Raw genomic sequence first — 20,672 nt, forward strand, 5'->3', positions numbered from 1 at the left:
TTAAGGGGTCACTTTCGTCTGGCAAGAGGGGTCACTTTGCTTTGGCGAACGTGGTCACTTTCAACTGGCAAAGGGGGCCTTTTTGGATAGGCCGATAGGGGTCAATTTGGTGCGTTTTATCCAATAAAGAAATTTGCAACAAAATTTGATATGGTAGTAATAAGGCGATTTAACAAATCGCCACTTGTACAATAGTTGCCGTACTTTTTGTTTGTACAAGCGATACTTGCACAAAATGGTCTCCACATCTCAATTACTCCAACTGCTTTTTTAGTGCATCTTTACTTGGTAAAACAGCCTTATATTCTTTCGAGAAGATTTGTTTGTTATTCTCAGGCAATGTAAACTCTATAACTGTACGATTTTCTTCTTTGCAAAGAATGATGCCAATCGTGGGATTCTCTTCCGATAGCTTAACTTTCCGATCGTAATAGTTGACATACATTTGCATTTGGCCAATATCCTGATGGCTTAGCTTTCCTATTTTTAGATCAAACAGCACAAAACATTTAAGAAGTCTATTGTAAAAAACCAGATCAACGAAGAAACTGTCGCCTTCAAAGGTAAATCTCCGTTGCCTTCCCTCAAATAAAAACCCTTTACCCAATTCAAGCATAAAATGCTCTAGTTTGTCAATGATCGCTGTTTCCAGGTCACTTTCCGTATATTTGGTATCTTCTTTTAGCCCTAGAAATTCCAAAACATAGTGACTTTTTAGTGCGTCCGAAGGCTTTTGAATGACCTGACCTTTCTCCGCTAGTTCCTTTACACCCTTTTTATCTTTGCTCAGAGCCAGGCGCTCAAATAACGCAGAGTTATATTGCCTTTGTAATTCTCTTACTGACCAATTGCCCTGGGCTGCTTCGATTTCATAAAATTGCCGCTCGGATACGTCCTTGATTTTAAGTAATTGTAGATAGTGTGTCCAGCTTAAGTGAAACGGATTTTCTAAAATCCCAATCAGTGATTGGGATTTTGTATGCTTCACGGTTTCCCCAATCACCGATTGGGGAAATCTATCCTGATAAGTTAAATAAAAGCTGCGCATATATTCCAGGTTAGACACGGAATATCCCTTGCCAAACTCGTTGTTTAATTCCCTGCTTAAACGTGAAATTGTCTCTTTTGCATAGTCGGCGCGTCGCTTTCCAAGTTGTTCGTCTTCGACAATCATCCTGCCTATCTCGAAATAGGCGAGTACCATCGCTTGGTTAACATTACGGACTATCTGGAGCTGTGTTTCTGTAATAACAGCTTTTATATTTTCAAAGAGTTGAAACGGAGATTGACCTAAGCTCATATATAATTTTTATGATCAGCAATTGCAATTAACTAACGTTGCCTGATTCGTTCTTGCTGTTTTCCTTTCGTTTTCGGTTCCTCAAAATTCATGAGCATATCTGCCATCTCTTTTTTGGTTTCGCTTTGAAAGCCAGCCCAGTAATTTTGGGTGGTTGCAAGCGTAGTATGCCCTAAAGCCTCCTGTGCAAATTCCATCCCTTGCTTTCTGGTAACCTGAGTAGTGAAGGAATGTCTGGCCTCCATGGTTCCCTTGATATCCATACCATTATTCTTCGCCAGTTTTTTCATATGTTGATTGATAAACCGGACAAAGTTTTGATTGACACGGTGACGCTCCTTAGCATCCATACCGGGGCTGAAAATTGGAAATACATAGTCGTTCGGCTTGCCCTTTTTATTCCCATATTTTTCAATGACCCATTTCACATAATCAGTAATTGGTACAATTATCGGCTTCGGGTCTTCTTTCGTGGTGCGGATGGTCTTGTGTCTGAGGAATGAAAAATAAGTTCCATGAAGGTCCTTAAATTTTAATTCCGATATGTCTCTTATATTCATCCCGTTGCATTGGTAGCTGAAAAACCAGAAGGCTTTCGCTTTCTCTTGAAAGATATTGCCTTTAGTATCTGCATTAAAGAGTTTCTTTAGATCAGGAGCTTCTATGGCTTTCTTGGTATTCTTGCCTGTCGGGATCTTATACTTTTTAAATGGATAGATTTCTTTGTCTATAATGCCTTCGTCTATGGCCTGGTTAAAGATCTTGCGAAGGGCCCGTAGATAGATGCCTACAGTTGTCCTGCTGTTGTCCATGGCGATCATCCAATTCTCGTACTTGTTAAGAAGCTCCGGAGTGATCATATCAAACGTGATTACTTCGATCGGATTTATCCGTGCGGAATTAAAATATTCTCTTATGGAATTTATACTACAAGAATAGCTGGACGATGTGCCGGTCTGATCGTTCTTATCCAACTCCGCAATATAGGTTTGATAATGATCTATGATATTGGTCAATGAACTTCTGGTAGCGTATAGTAGCTTTTCAAATTTTTCAAAAGTGAATACTTTTATTTCGTCAACTACTTCATTGGCCTTCGATTCGATCGCCTGAAGTTCTACCTTCAGTTCCCTAAGCCGCTCTCCTTTGGGCTTTGACGTTTTATAGGAGTTTTTGAAATCTTCTTCAGACAGACGGATATTAGTCGGGAAATACCTTTGCCTGCCATAGTAAACCTGAATTCTAATGGGACATAAGCCTTCGGCATTGGGTTTTCTGGTATCCTGATATAATGAAATTACTGCCTTTTTCGTTATCTTTTCCATATTTCATCACATTTTCGCATAGTATTTTCTACCAAATAGTACAAAAATAGCCTTAATGATATTAAAAACCCAATTTTCTGCGATTATTTTTCGCATAGTTTTCGCATAGCTTTGGCATAGATAACGGTAAATATTGGTAAAAATCGAATAGATACAAAATTGTAAGTCGCTGATAAACAGTATAAATAGCGAAAAATGCAACTATTGAAAAACACCTGTTTATGACTGTTAATCAGAGGGTCGCTGGTTCGAGCCCAGCCTCAGGAGCAAGCTTAAAAGCCTTTCAGTGTATGCTGAGAGGCTTTTTTGTGTACGCATTTTTGTAAATTGGCGGTGCGGTGATAACGATGAGGGTAGGCCGAGTACATCAAGTTTAAAAATGGAAACATATAAAATTACTTTACGGATTGTATTTTTAATAACAACTGTATTGTGTATTTTGACGGCCATAGTCGCTCTATTCGGAGGAGGATCCTATAAATCTGTAGGTATATTTTTATTTTATTTTAATTTCATCAATTTACCATTATTCGTAACTTTTATTTTTGTGGTATTGTATCAATGCCTTTTCAGAAAAAAGCCTATTTCTTTTTTTAAAACCGAACTGATTTATTTTTGATACAGATTGTTGCCAATGCTTTCCTCGCACTTTCATGCCCGGATTGCTAAATCAACTCTCTATCTAAACAATTATAAATCGTTTAAAATTTTTCAACTGTTTCTCCAATTGGTTCGAAAAATGTCCAGTGTGGGGAGCAAGCTTAAAAGCCTTTCAACGCAAGTTGAGAGGCTTTTTTGGTTCTAATAAATGCTTATCACAGGTGGATTACACCGTTCTTTGGGAAAGACAGAATTTGAAATCCTTTCTTCATTCAGTCAGCCCTCAGCAAATCTCGCTGTAATTAATTAATAATTAACATTTTTAAAACATTTAGCTGTCCGTAAACCTTGATTAGTTACAAGTAATTATTCAACTAATCAACTACTTATGAAAAAGCAAATCTTAATGACAGCATTTATTGCCAGCCTTGCGTTTACGGCTTGCAATAGCAGCAGCAAACAGGAGGGGACAGATAGTGCGTCTGCTACGCAAGACACGACGGCCACTCAAGACGGTACCACGGGTACGGATACCAGCGGAGCACCGGCAACCGGCGGTTCATCATCTGCTGCAATAGGCGGTTTTGATACTGCACGCGCCAAAATGGATACTGCTAATACTACTCCCAAAAAGTAATTGGCATTAAGGCACCGCTTCGGCGGTGCCTTAACATTTGTTGCCGTTACAAAGCAAAACTTATAAAAAATTATAAGCGGCAATACTGTGGAAGGCTGATCGGCCAAAATTAGGGGCGTTTATCTATCCAGTCGTACTTCAATTCATTATACCTAAGTCAAAGCAAACTTTCGTAAAAGCTTTTAACTTATTGCCGGCTATGTTCCGTAATATTGAGATTTATATTACGTAACCGGTCTTCGCCGCTGAATGCAGCAAAATCCGGGTCGGCATTTACATATCATACATGAATTGGGATAAATTACTTTCCGCTAAGCGCTGGGGAAGCGAAAATAAATATAATCAAAGCCCTACAGAGGCCCGTTCGCAGTTTCAACGCGATTACGACCGTATTATTTTTTCATCACCCTTCAGGAGGTTGCAAAACAAAACGCAGGTGTTCCCGCTGCCCGGTAGCGTATTTGTACATAACCGGCTTACCCATAGCCTTGAGGTAGCCAGCGTAGGTAAATCATTGGGCCGCATACATTATAACAAGCTTAAGGCGGCCGACCCGGATATTGATAACAAATACCCTTTGCTTAGCGAAATTGGCGACATTGTGGCGGCGGCCTGCCTTGCCCATGATTTGGGCAACCCGGCGTTTGGCCACTCGGGCGAGTCGGCAATATCTCATTACTTCACCGAGGGTAGCGGTAAAGTTTATCAGCAACAGGTTAGCGAACAACAATGGCAAGACCTTATAAACTTTGAGGGCAACGCTAACGCCCTGCGCATCCTTACCCATCCTTATGGCGGTAAGGGTAACGGCAGTTTTGCGCTTACCTACTCAACTATTGCTGCAATTGCCAAATACCCCTGCGCATCATTAGCCGGGCACAACAAGCAAAATATTTTCACCAAAAAGTATGGCTTTTTTGAATCAGAACAGCAGTCGTTCATAAAAATTGCTGATGAACTGGAGTTGCCAAAAGTGCAGGATGAGCCATTGGTGTACAAGCGCCATCCACTGGTTTACCTGGTTGAGGCAGCCGATGACATTTGTTATAACATCATCGACCTGGAAGATGCCCTGCGTTTAAAAATTTTGAGCTACGCCGAAGTGGAAGAACTTTTACTGCCGCTTTGCGATGAAAAAATGCCTCAACGCCTGGCCAATATAGAAGACGTTGAAGCTAAGGTGGGTTTTTTACGTGCAATGGCTATCAGCACGCTGGTCACCCAGTGTTCGGAGTTATTTTACAGAGAGGAAGCTGCCATTTTAGACGGCACTTTCAACGCTGCGCTGATTGACCGTATTGACGAACCTTACCGCTCTGTTATGGAAAAGATAGGGCAGGTTTCCGTTAAAAAGATCTACAACTATCAATCTGTAGTGCAAATTGAAATTGCAGGCTACAAGGTAATGGGCGGCTTACTTGAAGATTTCATACCGGCCTATCTTAAAAATCAAAGCAAATACCATAAAAAACTGGTTGAACTGGTACCTAAGCAATTCCTTACAACGTCCGATGATCCATATACCAAAATTCAAAGTATACTTGATTTTGTATCGGGCATGACAGATCTGTATGCAGTCGAACTGTTCCGGAAAATAACAGGGATATCATTCCCCTCAATAAGTTAAGGGGTTGATTGATTTCGGCATAATAACCTAATTCTATAGCACGAAGACCTTATAATTAATGGACAATAACACACTCAGCACTAAACCCCATTACCCAATACTCGACGGGCTGCGTGGTGTGGCCGCAATTATTGTGGTAACTTTCCACTTAACTGAGCCGCTGGGTACAGGGCACCTGGATATCATTGTGAATCACGGTTACCTGGCTGTAGATTTCTTTTTCCTTTTATCAGGCTTCGTTATCGGTTATGCTTATGATGGCCGATGGAACAAGATGACGATAGGGCAGTTTGTTAAGCGCCGCGTAGAGCGATTGCAGCCACTTGTGGTTTTGGGTATGACATTGGGCGCTATTGGTTTCTACTATACCGATTCAGCCATATGGCCGCTGATACATACCGTTCCGCTTTGGAAAATGCTCCTGGTGTTACTCATCGGTTATACCATTTTACCCGTCCCCTTATCTATGGATATCAGGGGCTGGCAGGAGATGCATCCGCTTAACAGCGTGGGATGGTCGTTATTTTTCGAATACATAGCCAACATTCTGTACGCGGTATGGATCCGTAAATTCTCGAAAACAGCACTGACTATTTTGGTTGTAATTGCTGCGGTGGCCCTTGCCCAACTGGCCATTACTAATGGGGATGTAAGCGGCGGTTGGACATTGAATGCTGAGCAGGTACGTGTAGGCATAACCCGTACCATATACCCATTCTTCGCCGGTTTATTGTTATCCCGTATTGCCAAACCGGTACGCATCAAAAATGCATTTCTATGGTGTACTGTGTTGATAGCTGCGATATTGTACATGCCGCGTATAGGTGGCGCCGAGCACTTGTGGATGAATGGGTTATTTGAGGCGTTTTGCATCATTATCATGTTCCCGCTGATTGTTTATATGGGCGCGGGCGGCGTGCCGAATAGCCAGGCAGAAGGCCGCATTTGCAAATTTCTTGGCGATTTATCTTACCCCCTATACCTAGTGCATTACCCAATGGTATACTTTTACGTGGCGTGGATAAGCAATAACAAAGGTACTACCATTGTGCAGGCCTGGCCTTACGCATTGGCTATCCTGGTTGGTGCAATTGCCCTGGCTTATGCAAGCCTCAAATGGTATGATGAGCCGGTACGGAAGTGGCTGAGAAAAAAGCTGGGATAGAAAACACGGCCGTCCAACAATGCGTCTTAATTGCTTTTTGTATTATTTGTGATAGCTAAAATTTAATGGGTTGTGGCTTTTAGCTTATTTGGTTAATTTTACCGCAGTGAAAAAAGTGTGTATCTACATATTACTTGTATTGCTTGCGGCGGATACTACAGAACTGCACCAACTTTTTAAACTGCCGGTACTGTTTCAGCATTATGCCGAGCATAAGCAGCTTGATGACAGCGTTAGCTTTACCGAATTCCTATCCATGCATTACTGGGGTAATGACATGAACGATGATGATAACGACCGCGATATGCAGTTGCCTTTCAAAAAGCTTGATGTGCATTCAACCCACTTTGTATTCGCGCCAACTTTGCGCGCTTACATTACGCGTAGTCCGGGGCTGCGCATTGTAAAAAGCTATCCCGTTTATCAACACCAGTATTTCCCAAATCCCGCCCTGTCTTCGCCGTTCAGGCCTCCCTGCGCTTAAAATTGCAACCCGTATTTATTAGTTAATTGTGTATGCTTATTAGGCTATGCCGTTTTGCGGTATTTGCGCCGTTTAGCAGCACAGGCAATTCATGCAATTATTTAAGCGCAAAATATGCTAAATAAAATTATCCAGTTTTCCGTAAAGAATAAACTGGTAATTGGCTTGTTCATGGGGCTGTGGGTCATCTACGGTGTTTATGAAGTAAGCCGCTTACCAATTGATGCCGTACCCGACATCACAAACAATCAGGTACAAATAATTACTACCGCGCCGGCTCTGGGCGCACAGGATGTAGAGCGCCTGATAACGTTTCCTATAGAGCAGGCCATCAGTAATATTCCCGGTATTAAAGAAAGCCGTAGCCTGTCGCGGTTTGGTTTGTCATTAATAAGTGTGGTTATTGATGATGATGCCGATATTTACTGGGCAAGGCAGCAGGTAACCGAGCGGCTTGCCCAAGTTGAGATTGACGAAAACGCCAGCAAGCCCGAATTGGCGCCTGTTACTACAGGCCTTGGCGAAATATACCAGTACGTGCTCCGGCCAAAACCGGGGTACGAGGGTAAATACTCACTGGCCGATTTGCGCACCATACAGGATTGGCTGGTGCGAAGGCAGCTCCTAGGCACCAAGGGTGTAGCCGATGTGTCAACCTTTGGGGGCGAGCTTAAGCAATATGAGGTGGCTGTAAATCCGGCCCAGCTAAAGTCGGTAAATCTTAGCATTGCCGATGTGTTTAACGCGCTGCATAATAACAATCAGAATACGGGGGGCGCGTACATCGAAAAAGGTCCTACGGTACTTTACATCCGCAGCGAGGGACTGGCCGGTAGTATAGCCGACATAGAGAACATTGTTGTAAAAAATACCCCCGAAGGTAGCCCTGTGCTCGTTAAAAATGTTGCGCATGTAAAATTAGGCGCAGCTACCCGTTACGGCGCGCTCAACTACAGCCCGGTAGGCGAAGTAACCGGCGCGATTGTGATGATGCTGAAAGGTGAAAATTCATCTGAAGTAGTTAAGAACGTAAAAGAACGTATTGCCGAAATTCAGAAAACATTGCCAGAGGGCCTGCTGATCGATCCTTTTCTTGACCGCACCAAAATGGTTAATAACGCCATTGGAACGGTAGAGCATAACCTGTTGGAAGGTGCACTGATCGTGATTTTTGTGCTGGTGATCTTCCTTGGAAATTTAAGGGCGGGGCTCATAGTGGCATCGGTTATTCCGCTGGCTATGTTGTTTGCCATTATCATGATGAATGCTTTTGGCGTAAGCGGCAACCTCATGAGCCTGGGTGCCCTTGATTTTGGATTGATTGTAGATGGCGCGGTGATTATTGTTGAAGCCATTTTACATCACCTGCATTTTTCTAAAAAATATGCGCACGTAAATGAGCTTTCACAGCAGGAGATGAACGTAGAAGTATCCGGATCGGCATCGCGGATGATGAATGCCGCAGTTTTTGGGCAAATTATTATCCTCATCGTTTACTTGCCTATCCTGTCATTATCAGGTATAGAGGGCAAGATGTTTAAGCCCATGGCACAAACCGTTGCCTTTGCCATTTTAGGCGCATTCATTTTATCGCTTACCTATGTGCCCATGATCAGTTCGGTACTTATCAGCAAAAAGCTATCGCATAAACCGAATTTATCAGATAGGGTAATGGATAAAATTGAAGGCGTTTACCAGCGCTGGCTGGCAAAAGCAATGCAGGTGCGCAAACTGCTTGTGGGCATAGCCTTCGGCTTGTTTGCCATTGCTGTTTTATTATTTACACGCATGGGTGGCGAGTTTATACCTCAGCTTGAAGAAGGTGATTTCGCTGTTGAGACGCGCCTTTTAGTAGGCACAAATCTTAGTACTACCATTAGCACCATTCAGCAAATATCAAAACTGCTGCAAAGCAAATTTCCCGAAGTTGAAAAGGTAGTGTCGCGTATTGGCAGCGCCGAAATTCCTACCGACCCGATGCCTATAGAAGGTGGCGATATGATTATCGTACTTAAACCTAAAAGCGAATGGACTAGCGCCAAAAGTTTTCCGGAAATGGCCTCAAAAATGTCGGCAGTGGTGCAGGATGCGGTGCCGGGGGTTACGCAGGGTTTTCAGTTCCCGGTGCAAATGCGCTTTAATGAATTGATGACAGGCGCCAAGCAGGATGTGGTTTGCAAAGTTTTTGGCGAGGACCTGAATGCCTTGGCCCGCTATGCCGAACAGATTGGAAACATCAGTAAAACAGTAGGGGGCACGGCCGACCTGTACGTTGAAAAGGTGACCGGGATGCCACAAGTAGTTATCAAATATAACCGTACCGAAATTGCCAAGTATGGTTTAAACATCGCTGATATCAACCGTACGGTAAACGCCGCTTTTGCTGGCGCAGCTGCAGGTAAGGTTTACGAAGGCGAGAAACGGTTTGACCTTGTAGTGCGCATTGGCAGCGAAGGCCGGCGCAACTTGAGCGATGTGCAAAACCTGCTTATCTCAACGCCCAAAGGTTTGCAGATTCCGTTATATCAGGTAGCATCGGTTGATGAGGTGGAAGGCCCCAACCAAATCCAGCGCGAAAATGCCCGCCGCCGTATCATCATCGGGTTTAACGTTCGTGGCAGGGATGTGCAGTCGATAGTGGAGGAATTGCAGCAAAAGATAAATAAGCAAGTTAAGCTGGCGCCTGGCTACACAATTACTTATGGAGGCGCATTTGAAAACCTGCAACAGGCTAAAAAGCGTCTAAGTATTGCCGTGCCGGTAGCTTTGCTGCTAATTTTTGTAATGCTCTACTTTGCATTCTCGTCAATTAAAGAGGGTGCCCTTATTTACACAGCAATACCCTTATCGGCTATTGGTGGCGTATTTGCGCTGGCAATGCGGGGTATGCCTTTCAGTATTTCTGCGGGCGTTGGTTTTATTGCTTTATTTGGCGTAGCCGTGTTGAACGGCATTGTGCTAATATCCGAATTTAACCGCATAAAAGTCGAGGGCATAGTAACAGACAGCCTGCAACTGGTAATGCAGGGAACGCGCAACAGGTTGCGCCCGGTGTTGATGACCGCTGCCGTAGCCTCGTTGGGCTTTTTGCCAATGGCACTAAGTGATGGTGCAGGGGCAGAAGTGCAGCGCCCGCTGGCAACAGTAGTTATTGGCGGACTGATAACAGCCACTTTTCTTACCCTATTTGTTTTGCCTGCTTTGTATTTGTTATTTGAAGGCAAGAGCAAATTGGGGGCTAACAAGACAGCTATTGTTTCAGGTTTAATATTATGTACGCTAACCGCTAATGCACAACAGCAGCCAACACCTGTGCATCTAAATAAAGCCATTGCAATAGCGCTTGAGCAAAACCTGCAGGCGCAGGGCAGCAGGCTTAGCGAGGAGGCCGAGCGTATCAGGCAAAAAACATCATTCGATATTGCCAAAACGCAACTAAGTGCCGATTACGGCCAAATCAACAGCATCCAAAATGATACGCGTTTTGGAGTTACCCAAACCATCAGTTTCCCTACGGTTTACAGTAACCAGAAGCGGGCCTTGCAGGAGAACTTTTTGGTCGCCAAGCTTCAAACGAACATTACCCAGCAGGATATCAAAACGGACGTGCGTAAGCTTTATTACCAGCTGGTATGGCTCAACCAAAAGAAAAAGCTGCTGCATTATGCCGACAGTGTTTACACGTTGTTTGAGAAGAAAACCAACTTGCGCTTTAAGGTAGGCGAATCAAATATCCTGGAAAAAACCACCGCACAAACCCATCATCAGCAAATTAGCAACCAGCTTAATATGCTTTTGGCGGATGAACAGATTGCACTTAAGCAATTTAATATGCTGTTAAACGATTCGCTTACTTATATGCCAATTGCTAATACGCCCAAACTTAACGCGGGATCTTTTGCAGTAAGCCCGGCTTCTGCCGAAGAGTTGCCGCAGGTACAATTGTTTGCCCACCAGGCCGAAGCAGCGCGCTGGCGCTGGCGTACCGAAAAATCGAAGTTACTGCCAGATTTCTTTGCAGGTTATAATAACCAAAGTATTGCCGGATCGCAAATTGTAGGCGGCAACGAAACTTATTTTGGTGCAGGCAAACGGTTTAATTACGTATCGGCGGGTATCAGCCTGCCCATATTTGCAGGTGCACACTCGGCCCGTATAGCAGCCGCTAAGGTTGAATGGCAGTTGGCACAAAAGCGAACCGACTATGCCAGGCTGCAATTGCAAACCGAGCAGCAGAATGCTGCAGGGCAAATACAGAAATATGCTAGCAGCCTTAATTACTTTGAAGGGCAGGGTTTAAAGAACGCCGATCTTATAGTTAATACTGCTGACAAGCAGTTTACGGGGGGCGAAATAAACTACCTGCAGTGGGTAATACTTATCGACCAGGCAATTAGCATCCGTAACGAATATCTTGAAGTGTTGTACAATTACAACCTGGCTGTAATTCAGGCGCAAAAACTTAATAACTTATAAACTACGAAATGAAAACATATATATCGCTCCTTTTACTGGCTGTTATATGTGCGGCCTGTACGGAGAAAAAGGCTGACAACAATGTGGACGAAAAGCAACCGGACACCACGCTGGTAACGCTTAATGCCGCCCAAATAAAAAACGCCAATATTGTGGTTGGCCAGCCGGTTATGGGTAAGGCTAAGGGTGTGCTAAAATTGCAGGGCGCAATTGATGTTCCACCGCAAAGCACGGTAAGTGTAAGCTTTCCGCTGGGTGGATACCTTAAAAGCACCGACCTGCTGCCGGGTGTACACGTAAGTAAAGGGCAGGTGTTAGGCATACTGGAAGATATGCAGTTTATCCAGATGCAGCAGGACTATTTATCTGCCAAAGAGCGTTTGCAATTTGCCGAAACAGAGTATCGCCGCCAGCAGGAACTAAACGCAAGCAAGGCAACAAGTGATAAGGTTTACCAGCAGGCTAAGGCCGATATGGAAACGCAGCGCATACTGATGCGCTCGCTTGCGCAAAAGCTGGAACTTATTGATATCAACCCCCGCAAGCTTACGTCGGCAAACATTTCAAAAAGCGTTCACATTTTATCACCTATTGATGGTTTTGTGTCAAAAGTTAATGTGAACATCGGTAAGTATACCTCGCCAACCGATGTGCTTTTCGAACTGGTAAACCCTAAGGATATCCACCTGGCGCTTGATGTTTTTGAAAGGGACGTGAACAAGCTGGCAATAGGGCAAAAGGTTATCACCTACACCACAGATAATCCGGCTAAAAAGTACGAGGCCGAGATCATCCTCATCAGCAAAAACCTGAATGAAGACCGTATGGCCAGCGTGCATTGCCATTTTGAAAAGTTTGATGCAACCCTGCTGCCGGGCATGTTTATGAATGCCGAGGTTGAGGTAGCCAACAGCACCGCACTTTTGGTGCCTGAAGATGCCGTGGTAAGGTGGCAAAATAAGTTTTATGTTTTTACCGCCGGCGCTGCAAACACATTCAGGATGATGGAAGTAAAGCCGGGCAATGAAAGTGAAGGCATGCAACAAGTAGATGGCACCGGTATTGACAGCAAAACCCGCCTGGTTACCAAAAACGCCTACACACTGCTCATGAAAATGAAGAACAGCGCGGAAGAAGAGTAGTTAGCAGCCTGCAAGCACAAGAAAGAGCAGCCATAATGTATGGCTGCTCTTTTTACTTAAGCTACATATTCCTAAATATTTACAGTTAGGGAATCAGTTTCGCTGCTTGTAACTGATCGAACAGATCGTAAAACGTTTGCTCGGTATCCTGGAAAACTGTAAACCCAAGCTTACGGCTTTTAGACATGTCCGTCATCACCTCTATCGGCCGGCCCAGATCAAGGTCGGTGTGCCAGGGCGTTGCCAGGCGACTAAGGTCATTCTCCTTAAGTTGGTATTTTTCGGCAATTTCCTTCCACAGGGCGGCATCGTCAGCCATTTCCTGCTCCAATGGGTGTATCGATCCGTCGAACCCTGCCGCTTGCACGCCAAAGTATGCTGCTAAGCGGTTCCACAACCTGCTCCATCTGAAAACATCGCCGTTTACCACGTTAAACGCCTGGTTGCGGGCAGCATCAGTAGTGGACGCCCATATAAGATGCGCAGCAAGCACCCGTGCATCGGTAACGTCCGATAAGCCATTCCATTGAGCTGCAGATCCCGGCCATGTAAACTTGCGACCTGTTTCCCTGCAAATGCTTGCATAAACAGCCAGTGTAGTGCCCATGTTCATGGCATTACCAACTGCCTTACCAATAACGGTATGCGGCCGGTGGATGCTCCAGGTAAAACCATCGCGCTCGGCAGCGTCATAAACTTCATCTTCCTGCGCGTAGTAAAAGTTTTCTATATCCAAACGCGGGTGTTCCTCGCGTAATGGTGTCTCGGGTAAAAAGCCCTCTTTTGCGTAAGCTTCAAAAGGCCCCAGGTAATGTTTTAAGCCGGTAACCAAGGCAACGTGCTGCACCGATTTATTTGCCGACAATACATCCAATAGGTTACGTACCATTAAGCTATTTACGCGTATGTTCTCTGCCTCAGTATCATTACGCATCCAGGTGGTGATGAAAACGTGCGTTGGTTTTATATCTGCCAATGCTATTTCGAGGCTTTCCTTGTTTAACAGATCAGCCTGTACAGGTTTGAGGCCGGCAATTTCGGTGTTTGGGGTGCGCGCCAGTCCGTACGTTTCCCAGCCCTCGGCTATTAATTTCTCGGCCAGGTTAGCGCCTGTTATGCCGCTTGCCCCAACTACTAATGCTATTTTATTCATGGTATATTGCTTTGCTGATCTGATATTTATCTATCGCTAATTTCTTTTACAAATATGAGGGATATAGACAACATGGCTCATAACCTGTGTCAAGAAATAGGCTTGATATAGATCAAGCCTAAAGATGCCTTAGCGGATGAACTGATGTTCAACTGATGGCTTATCTTTGCTCTAAATACTTTGTAAATGATTGATGTACTTTTTAGCCATATCGAAGAAAAAGTTGCGCTTACCGATGCGGATAAGGAGAAGATAACATCTTACTTCATACCCAAACGGTTAAGGAAAAGGCAATACCTGCTGCAGGAGGGAGACGTGTGCAAGCACCTGGCATTTGTAGCAAAGGGGTTGCTTCGTACTTATAATATTGATGAAAAAGGGGATGAGCACATGAGCATTTTTGGGATGGAAGGCTGGTGGGTATCTGATTTTAACAGCTTTTTATCTGGCGAGGAAGCGGTTTTTAACATCGACGCGATTGAAGATACCGAATTGTTGCTGCTCTCCCGGTCCGACTATGAGGCCTTAACGCTGGCTGTGCCCGTAATGGACCGTTATTACCGTATATTGTACCAAAACAGCCTGGTTACAAAAGAGCGGCGCTTGATGAGCTCGATTACTTATACTGCCGAAGAAAAGTATGTTAAACTGTCCGAATCAAATCCGGAACTTATTAAGCGGGTACCTCAGAACCTGATTGCTTCGTATCTTGGCATAGCGCCCGAAACCCTCAGCCGTATCAAGAAAAATCTTGCAAAAAAGAAATAAGTCAATAGTTAATCAGCCTTTGTGCTGTTAAATAGAAAAGGCTGCCACAATTTGCGGCAGCCTTCCATATTAAATACCTTATTAGGCTAAAGCTATTTTATAATCACCCATTTATTCAAACTATTTAACGGCGCTTGTAAAACTACTTTGTAAAATTTAGATGGGTAGGCTTTAACATCGGCAAGGTAATGTTGCTGGCTAAGGTCAACTTCGCCAAGTAGATGGTAATCGTCTTTGCCGCCGGTTTTAAAGTTGTTGGTTGTTGCTACCCATATTTTTGCTTTTCCTGTTTTTTCTAAAGCTTTCCAGCTGATGTCGAGATGGTCCTGTACAAAGTTTACCTTAAGGTTGGCTGCTGATACCGGGCCGATCAATGACGTGCCGTCAACTTCCTGCGCAACGCTCACGGGCAGTTTTACATCAAGGTATCGCGCTATAGATGGCATGATATCTACTATGCCGATATCAAAATAGCGTGCGTAATTGTTAAGGCTTTTGTAATTGGTAACCATCCAGGTAGATCGTTGCCTGTCCGACTGCCCGCCGTGCCCGCGACCAGTTTTTTCGTCGCGTCCGTGGTCTGTGGTAATTATAATCAGCCAATCTTCATTAAACTTTTTACGGCGATAGTTTATCGCATCCCATATTTTGCTAACCTGCGCATCAAGCATACCTATGGCTTTATAAAACTCCGGGCTGTCACCATAGCGGTGGCCCATATCGTCGGTATATTCCAGGTAAACCCATGAAAGGTCTGGTGCTTTGGTTTGGATGATATTAGCCGCTTGTTTAACAACCTCTTCATCTATACGATGCATGTATGCCGATACCTTGTCGTGCTTAAAATTAACGGTGTCCAATTCATAACCATCAAATGCATAGTCCGGCTTAAAGCTACCCGTGGCTTGCAGGCCGTCGCCTAACAGTTTGGTGCGGTTGTCTGTCCAGCTGGAAAAAATGGCCGTCTTCTTTCCTGGGTATTGATCTTTAAAAACCTTGAAGATGGTTTGGTAATTATAGTTCGGCTCCTTGATATCATTATCGGGCACGTTGTGCTTGTTAACCCAGGTGCCGGTTAGTAAACTGTTGTAGCCAACTGCAGATATGGTGGGCGTTTCGTTATAGGTGCCTTTGTCGCCGCCAACATGCATACGGGTATAAGCCCCTTCGGCAATTATCTTTTTAAAATTTGGCAGGTTTTGGTTTTCAAATACATCGGCAGGTATGCCGTCGGCAATAATGTAAACAACTTTATGCTGCTTTTGCTGGGCGCCGGCAGTGACAGACAGCATAATGCTTGCTGCAAAAAATATGGCTTTTAAATTCATGTTATATGGGGCTTTTACAGGGGCGCAATATGCGCAAAGTCATGTTAAGCGTACGTGAAGCCATTAAAAACTTATGTTATGGGTATTTTTTATTTCGGCCATTACAAAGGTGCTGTGGGTGCTGCCAATGCTTTCTACCGAGCCCAGCTTGTTGAAAACAAAATCCTGGTAATGTTTCATGTCGCGGGCAAAAACTTTAAGTAGAAAATCATAATCGCCGGATGTGTTGTAACACTCTACAACTTCGTCAATCTTCAATATATCCGCTACAAATTTGTGGCCGATGTTTTTGTCATGCTGTTTAAGTTTAATATTACAAAACACGATAAAGCCTTGGTTAAACTTTTCGGGGTTAAGCAGCGCGATGTATTTTTTTATGAAGCCGGTGCTTTCCAATCGTTTTACGCGTTGCAACACCGGCGACGATGACAGGTTTACCATTGTCGCCAATTCCTTAATGGTGTAGCTGGAACTATCCCCTAATATTTTTAAAAGACGGAGGTCTATTTCGTCGAGTTGGTTCATTAATGCAGTTATTTTTATGCTAAGTTAATGCTTTGGGAGGTAATTGTACTGTAGTTAACCAGAATCGCAAATTAATGGTGTGTGCTTCTTGTGTAGGTCATCTTAAATTACTAAGGCATACTTTAGGCAAGATGTGCGTATAATCTCCATACGTAAGTGCAAAACAGCACGAATTCAATACGCTATTTGGATTTATTCTAAATAAATATAACTTTGCATAAAAGTGCCACACGGATCCTACCCCGTGTGGCGTACCGGAAGTTCCGGATCACCCTTAATATTTCGATTAAAAGTAATGCAATTTAAACAAATTATGCTACTGGGTGCAATATGCACCTCCGCGTTTTTAGCAAACGCCTCTCTGGCAAAAAACACACCTGTAAACAATGTAAAAGCTTATGGTAAAAGTCTACTAAACTTCCAGCGCAACGATCAGCAAACCGGTTCAATACATGGTAGGGTAACTACCTCTGATGGAAATGTCGCCTCAATGGTGTCAGTTGCTTTAAAGGGCACATCTTTTGGTGCCATAACCAACGAGGACGGCGAATATCATATCAAAAAAATTCCGGCTGGTAATTACATCGTTGTTGTATCTGCAGTAGGTTTATACCCTAAAGAAAAAGCAGTAACGGTAACGCCCCGAGGCACCATTATAGCCGATTTTTCGCTTAATGAAAACCGTTCGCAACTGGCCGAAGTGCAAATAAATTCAACCAAAAGTAAGTACAAGGTTGAAAAAGTTTCGCCATCGTTGCGCTTGCAATCCCCTTTAATTGAGGTTCCACAAAACATACAGGTGGTTACAAGCAAGTTAATGGCCGATCAGCAGGTTTTTGACATTGTTGACGGGGTAACCCGCAATGTGAGCGGCGCGCAACGGGTTGGTCACTGGGATGCTCAATATGCAAACATATTTATGCGCGGTACCAATATCCCTGCGTTTCGCAACGGCATGAATCAAAAAATGCCCTGGGGGCCCCTTGCAGACGATGCAGCTACCATCGAACGCATTGAGTTTGTTAAAGGTCCGTCCGGCTTTATGATGGCAAATGGCGAACCGGGTGGTATATACAATGTTGTTACAAAAAAGCCTACAGGTGAGAATCACAGTTCGGTAAGTTTGAGCGGTGGTGGCTTTAATTTGGCGCGTGCAGCTGTTGATTTAGATGGCAAGCTATCAAAAGATGGCAAATTATTATTTCGCCTCAACCTGGCGGCGCAAACCAAAGGGAGTTTTAATAAGTTCAATTACACCGATAAATATATTATTGCGCCGGTAGTAAGCTACCAAATAGATAGCGCTACCTTAATTACCGCCGAGTATACTACCCAGCATGTAGAGGCACTGGCATTAGGCAACTACGGATTCTCTCCCAAAGGCTTTGGCGATACCGACCCGAGCTTTTTTTTAGGAGACCCTGCACTTGATCCCGCGAAGCTTTATGACCATAATTTCACATTTTATTTAAATCATAAGCTAAATGATACCTGGAAACTTAACGCGCAGGCGGCATATGTTAGGTATGGCTTAAAAGGCGGTACACCATGGCCATCAACAATTGCCCCTAATGGCGACATGAGAAGGGCGCTTAACATTAGTGAGGAATTGGCCATCAATAAAAATGCACAGATCAGCCTTTCCGGAGATGTAGTAACGGGCTCGGTTATACATCGTATACTAACCGGGGTAGATATGGGCAACCTGAAAACCTGGGGCGATTTTTCGAGCGTACAGCAGCCAGATTTGCAACTGGCCGGCAATGCCAAGTTTAATATCTATAATCCAACCTACGGTATACCTTTCACTAACATCCCGTTTTTTGATCGTTCCCGCAGTATCCAAAACCGTTCGGGCAATAATGTTTATGCAACAAACTTAACCTATACGGGCGTTTATGCGCAAGATGAGATACGCATGTTCGACGAAAAACTGCGTCTTACGCTTGCTGGCAGGTTTACGCATGCTATTAGCGTAGGTAAAACAAATGCGCAGCAAATGGACGATAACGTTTTTAGCCCGAGAGCAGGTATAAGCTACTCCATCACAGACAACTTTAGTACTTACGCTTTATACGATCAAAGCTTTTTGCCGGTTGCCGGAGCTGATATTGACGGGAACGCTTTCAAGCCAATCAGGGGTAACAACATTGAGGCCGGTTTAAAGAAAAACTGGTTTGGCGGCAAATGGAGCACCACCGCAGCAATTTATAAGATAACCAAAAAAAATGTGCTTACCGTGCTTAACCCAAATCAAACTACTAACGACCAGGTGCAACTTGGCGAGATACAGTCTAAAGGTGTAGAGTTAGACATAAATGGCGAAATTACAAGAGGCTTAAACCTTGTGCTTAATTACGCTTATACAGATGCAAAAGTAAGCAAAGATAACCGCCCTGCCCTGGTAGGCAACCCGGTTCCAAACTCGGCCAAGCATATCACCAATGGTTGGTTATCATATCGTTTTACAAAACAGGGTTCGCTGCTCAGAGGGTTTGGTTTGGCTGGTGGTTACCAGATTATGCTTAACAGGAATGCCGGGTCGACAACCGTACCGTTAAAATTGCCCGATTACTATCGTTTTGACGGCGGCGTATCATATGAGAAAGGCAGAATCACAGTTGCAGCCCTAGTTAATAACTTGTTTAACAAGCGCATGCTAACCCAAGGGTCATATACCAAACTTGCCACAGAAACACCAACATCGGTATCATATTATACATATATATACGAGGTGCCGCGCAATGGCAGGTTAACAGTTACCTACAGGTTTAAATAGCAGTTAATAACAATCTTAACATACCACAATGATGACGAGAGATTTGCAAAAAACAGTAGTAAAAAAGCAAAATGATTCGGCTTTTAAACGGGTTAACAGCTGGCTGCATTTGTGGCTTGGGCTAATATCAGGCATCATTGTGTTTGTTGTATGTGTTAACGCGTGTATATGGGTTTTTAATGAAGAGATCACAGCGTTTCTTGAGCCTCAAACCAAAGTTGCCTGGCAAAATAAACCGGTGTTAAAACCGTCGCAGCTTGCGCAGATTGCTGCAAAATTGTATCCGGAGAAAATACCGTTGTACGCAAATTATCAGCAGGGTAGGGCTATTAACTTAGCCCTAAGGCTTGCCGATGCAGGCCCTAAAGATCGGCGAAGCGGTAATACCATTGTTAAGATTAACCCATACACAGGGCAGGTGCTTAAAACGGAGGTCCATAAAAAAGGCGAAACAGATTTTTTCCGAACCATCTTGAACGGGCACCGGTTTTTGTGGTTGCCGCCTGCAGTGGGCCGACCTATTGTAAATTACGGCACACTTGTTTTTGTAATTATTCTTATTACAGGTCTTATATGGTGGTATCCAAAAAAGTGGAACAAAGCCACCAGCGATAAAAGCTTCAAAATAAAATGGGGCGCATCTTTTAAACGCCTTAACCTTGATTTGCACAATGTACTTGGTTTTTACGCCATGATATTTTTGTTGTTTATAGCACTTACCGGGATGGTATTTGGGATAAAGTGGTATAGCGAAGGTTTATACTGGATAACATCTGGCGGGCAGGAACTTAATGAGTTTAAGAGAATGGAGTCTGATTCATTACAAAAAGGTAAGTTTTACAAACCCGAGCAAGCAATGGATTTAGCCTGGGCTCGTGTAATTGGTAAACACCCACGTTCAATGGGCTTTTACTACAGTTTTGCGGATACAGCAAACGCCAAAGCCGCCATCGATATAACCGTGTATCCAAATAAAGGCCAGTTTTATAATAGCCAGGGCTACACATTTGATCAGCATACTTTAAAAGAATTAAAACGCGAAGACGCCTATTCCGTAGCGTATGAAAAAGCCTCTTTCGGCCAAAAGCTGCGTAAAATGAATTACGATATACATGTTGGTAGCATACTCGGGTTTCCCGGTAAGGTTTTAGCTTTTTTAGCTGCTTTGATTGGTGCCAGCCTGCCGGTAACCGGTTTCCTGGTATGGTACGGTCGTAAATTTAAAAAGAAAACTAAGGGAAAAGTAAAGCTAAGCGAAACCCGTATTGCTGAAGTAACATTAGGGCATAGTAAGACGCCTGTCATTGTTAACAAAGAAGAACCGGTGCTTGCAAGCAGTGCAGCAAATATTATTGTTAAGTGA

Annotated in this window: 14 protein-coding genes; 9 read left to right on the forward strand and 5 right to left on the reverse strand. The window is 43.8% G+C overall.

Going from position 1 to position 20,672, the window contains the following annotated elements:
* Positions 1-253 precede the first annotated feature (253 nt).
* Complete coding sequence (locus tag FPZ43_RS09325; protein WP_146381656.1) at positions 254-1,300, reverse strand: PDDEXK nuclease domain-containing protein; 1,047 nt, start codon at positions 1,298-1,300, stop codon at positions 254-256.
* A 32-nt stretch (positions 1,301-1,332) separates the two neighbouring features.
* On the reverse strand, positions 1,333-2,625 hold the full coding sequence (locus tag FPZ43_RS09330) for a site-specific integrase (RefSeq protein ID WP_146381657.1): 1,293 nt from the start codon (positions 2,623-2,625) through the stop codon (positions 1,333-1,335).
* 988 nt (positions 2,626-3,613) lie between these two features.
* Between FPZ43_RS09330 and FPZ43_RS09335 the strand changes: the two genes are divergently transcribed.
* The 6 genes from FPZ43_RS09335 to FPZ43_RS09360 all read left to right on the forward strand — a co-directional run bounded on the left by FPZ43_RS09335 (position 3,614) and on the right by FPZ43_RS09360 (position 12,756).
* The gene (locus FPZ43_RS09335; protein ID WP_146381658.1) at positions 3,614-3,862 is read left to right on the forward strand and encodes a hypothetical protein; all 249 of its coding nucleotides are present in this window, start codon (positions 3,614-3,616) and stop codon (positions 3,860-3,862) included.
* Positions 3,863-4,148: 286 nt separating this feature from the next.
* On the forward strand, positions 4,149-5,489 hold the full coding sequence (locus tag FPZ43_RS09340; protein ID WP_146381659.1) for a deoxyguanosinetriphosphate triphosphohydrolase: 1,341 nt from the start codon (positions 4,149-4,151) through the stop codon (positions 5,487-5,489).
* A gap of 58 nt (positions 5,490-5,547) precedes the next feature.
* The gene (locus tag FPZ43_RS09345) at positions 5,548-6,654 is read left to right on the forward strand and encodes an acyltransferase family protein (protein WP_146381660.1); all 1,107 of its coding nucleotides are present in this window, start codon (positions 5,548-5,550) and stop codon (positions 6,652-6,654) included.
* 106 nt (positions 6,655-6,760) lie between these two features.
* On the forward strand, positions 6,761-7,138 hold the full coding sequence (locus tag FPZ43_RS09350; RefSeq protein ID WP_146381661.1) for a hypothetical protein: 378 nt from the start codon (positions 6,761-6,763) through the stop codon (positions 7,136-7,138).
* A gap of 114 nt (positions 7,139-7,252) precedes the next feature.
* Entirely contained in the window at positions 7,253-11,614 is a 4,362-nt protein-coding gene (locus FPZ43_RS09355) for a CusA/CzcA family heavy metal efflux RND transporter (protein ID WP_146381662.1), read from the forward strand.
* 8 nt (positions 11,615-11,622) lie between these two features.
* Positions 11,623-12,756, forward strand: a complete 1,134-nt coding sequence (locus tag FPZ43_RS09360) for an efflux RND transporter periplasmic adaptor subunit (RefSeq protein WP_146381663.1) — start codon at positions 11,623-11,625, stop codon at positions 12,754-12,756.
* A gap of 85 nt (positions 12,757-12,841) precedes the next feature.
* Here the strand turns inward: FPZ43_RS09360 and FPZ43_RS09365 are convergent, their stop codons facing one another.
* Positions 12,842-13,909, reverse strand: coding sequence for an SDR family oxidoreductase (locus tag FPZ43_RS09365; protein WP_146381664.1), 1,068 nt, complete (start codon positions 13,907-13,909; stop codon positions 12,842-12,844).
* A gap of 186 nt (positions 13,910-14,095) precedes the next feature.
* On the opposite strand from FPZ43_RS09365, the gene FPZ43_RS09370 reads away from it, so the two are divergent.
* Positions 14,096-14,677: a Crp/Fnr family transcriptional regulator gene (locus FPZ43_RS09370; RefSeq protein WP_146381665.1), complete on the forward strand. Its 582-nt coding sequence runs from the start codon at positions 14,096-14,098 to the stop codon at positions 14,675-14,677.
* 92 nt (positions 14,678-14,769) lie between these two features.
* On the opposite strand, the gene FPZ43_RS09375 is transcribed toward FPZ43_RS09370, so the two are convergent.
* Together FPZ43_RS09375 and FPZ43_RS09380 are read right to left on the reverse strand one after the other, a co-directional pair.
* On the reverse strand, positions 14,770-16,005 hold the full coding sequence (locus tag FPZ43_RS09375) for an alkaline phosphatase family protein (RefSeq protein WP_146381666.1): 1,236 nt from the start codon (positions 16,003-16,005) through the stop codon (positions 14,770-14,772).
* 63 nt (positions 16,006-16,068) lie between these two features.
* Positions 16,069-16,530, reverse strand: a complete 462-nt coding sequence (locus tag FPZ43_RS09380) for an Lrp/AsnC family transcriptional regulator (RefSeq protein ID WP_146381667.1) — start codon at positions 16,528-16,530, stop codon at positions 16,069-16,071.
* Between the two features lie 295 nt (positions 16,531-16,825).
* Between FPZ43_RS09380 and FPZ43_RS09385 the strand changes: the two genes are divergently transcribed.
* Entirely contained in the window at positions 16,826-19,309 is a 2,484-nt protein-coding gene (locus FPZ43_RS09385) for a TonB-dependent receptor (protein ID WP_146381668.1), read from the forward strand.
* 28 nt (positions 19,310-19,337) lie between these two features.
* Positions 19,338-20,672 carry a PepSY-associated TM helix domain-containing protein gene (locus FPZ43_RS09390; RefSeq protein ID WP_146381669.1) on the forward strand — a complete coding sequence of 445 codons (1,335 nt, stop codon included), beginning with the start codon at positions 19,338-19,340 and terminating at the stop codon, positions 20,670-20,672.

This window comes from Mucilaginibacter pallidiroseus, assembly GCF_007846085.1.
In the GTDB taxonomy this organism is placed as follows: Bacteria; Bacteroidota; Bacteroidia; order Sphingobacteriales; family Sphingobacteriaceae; genus Mucilaginibacter; species Mucilaginibacter pallidiroseus.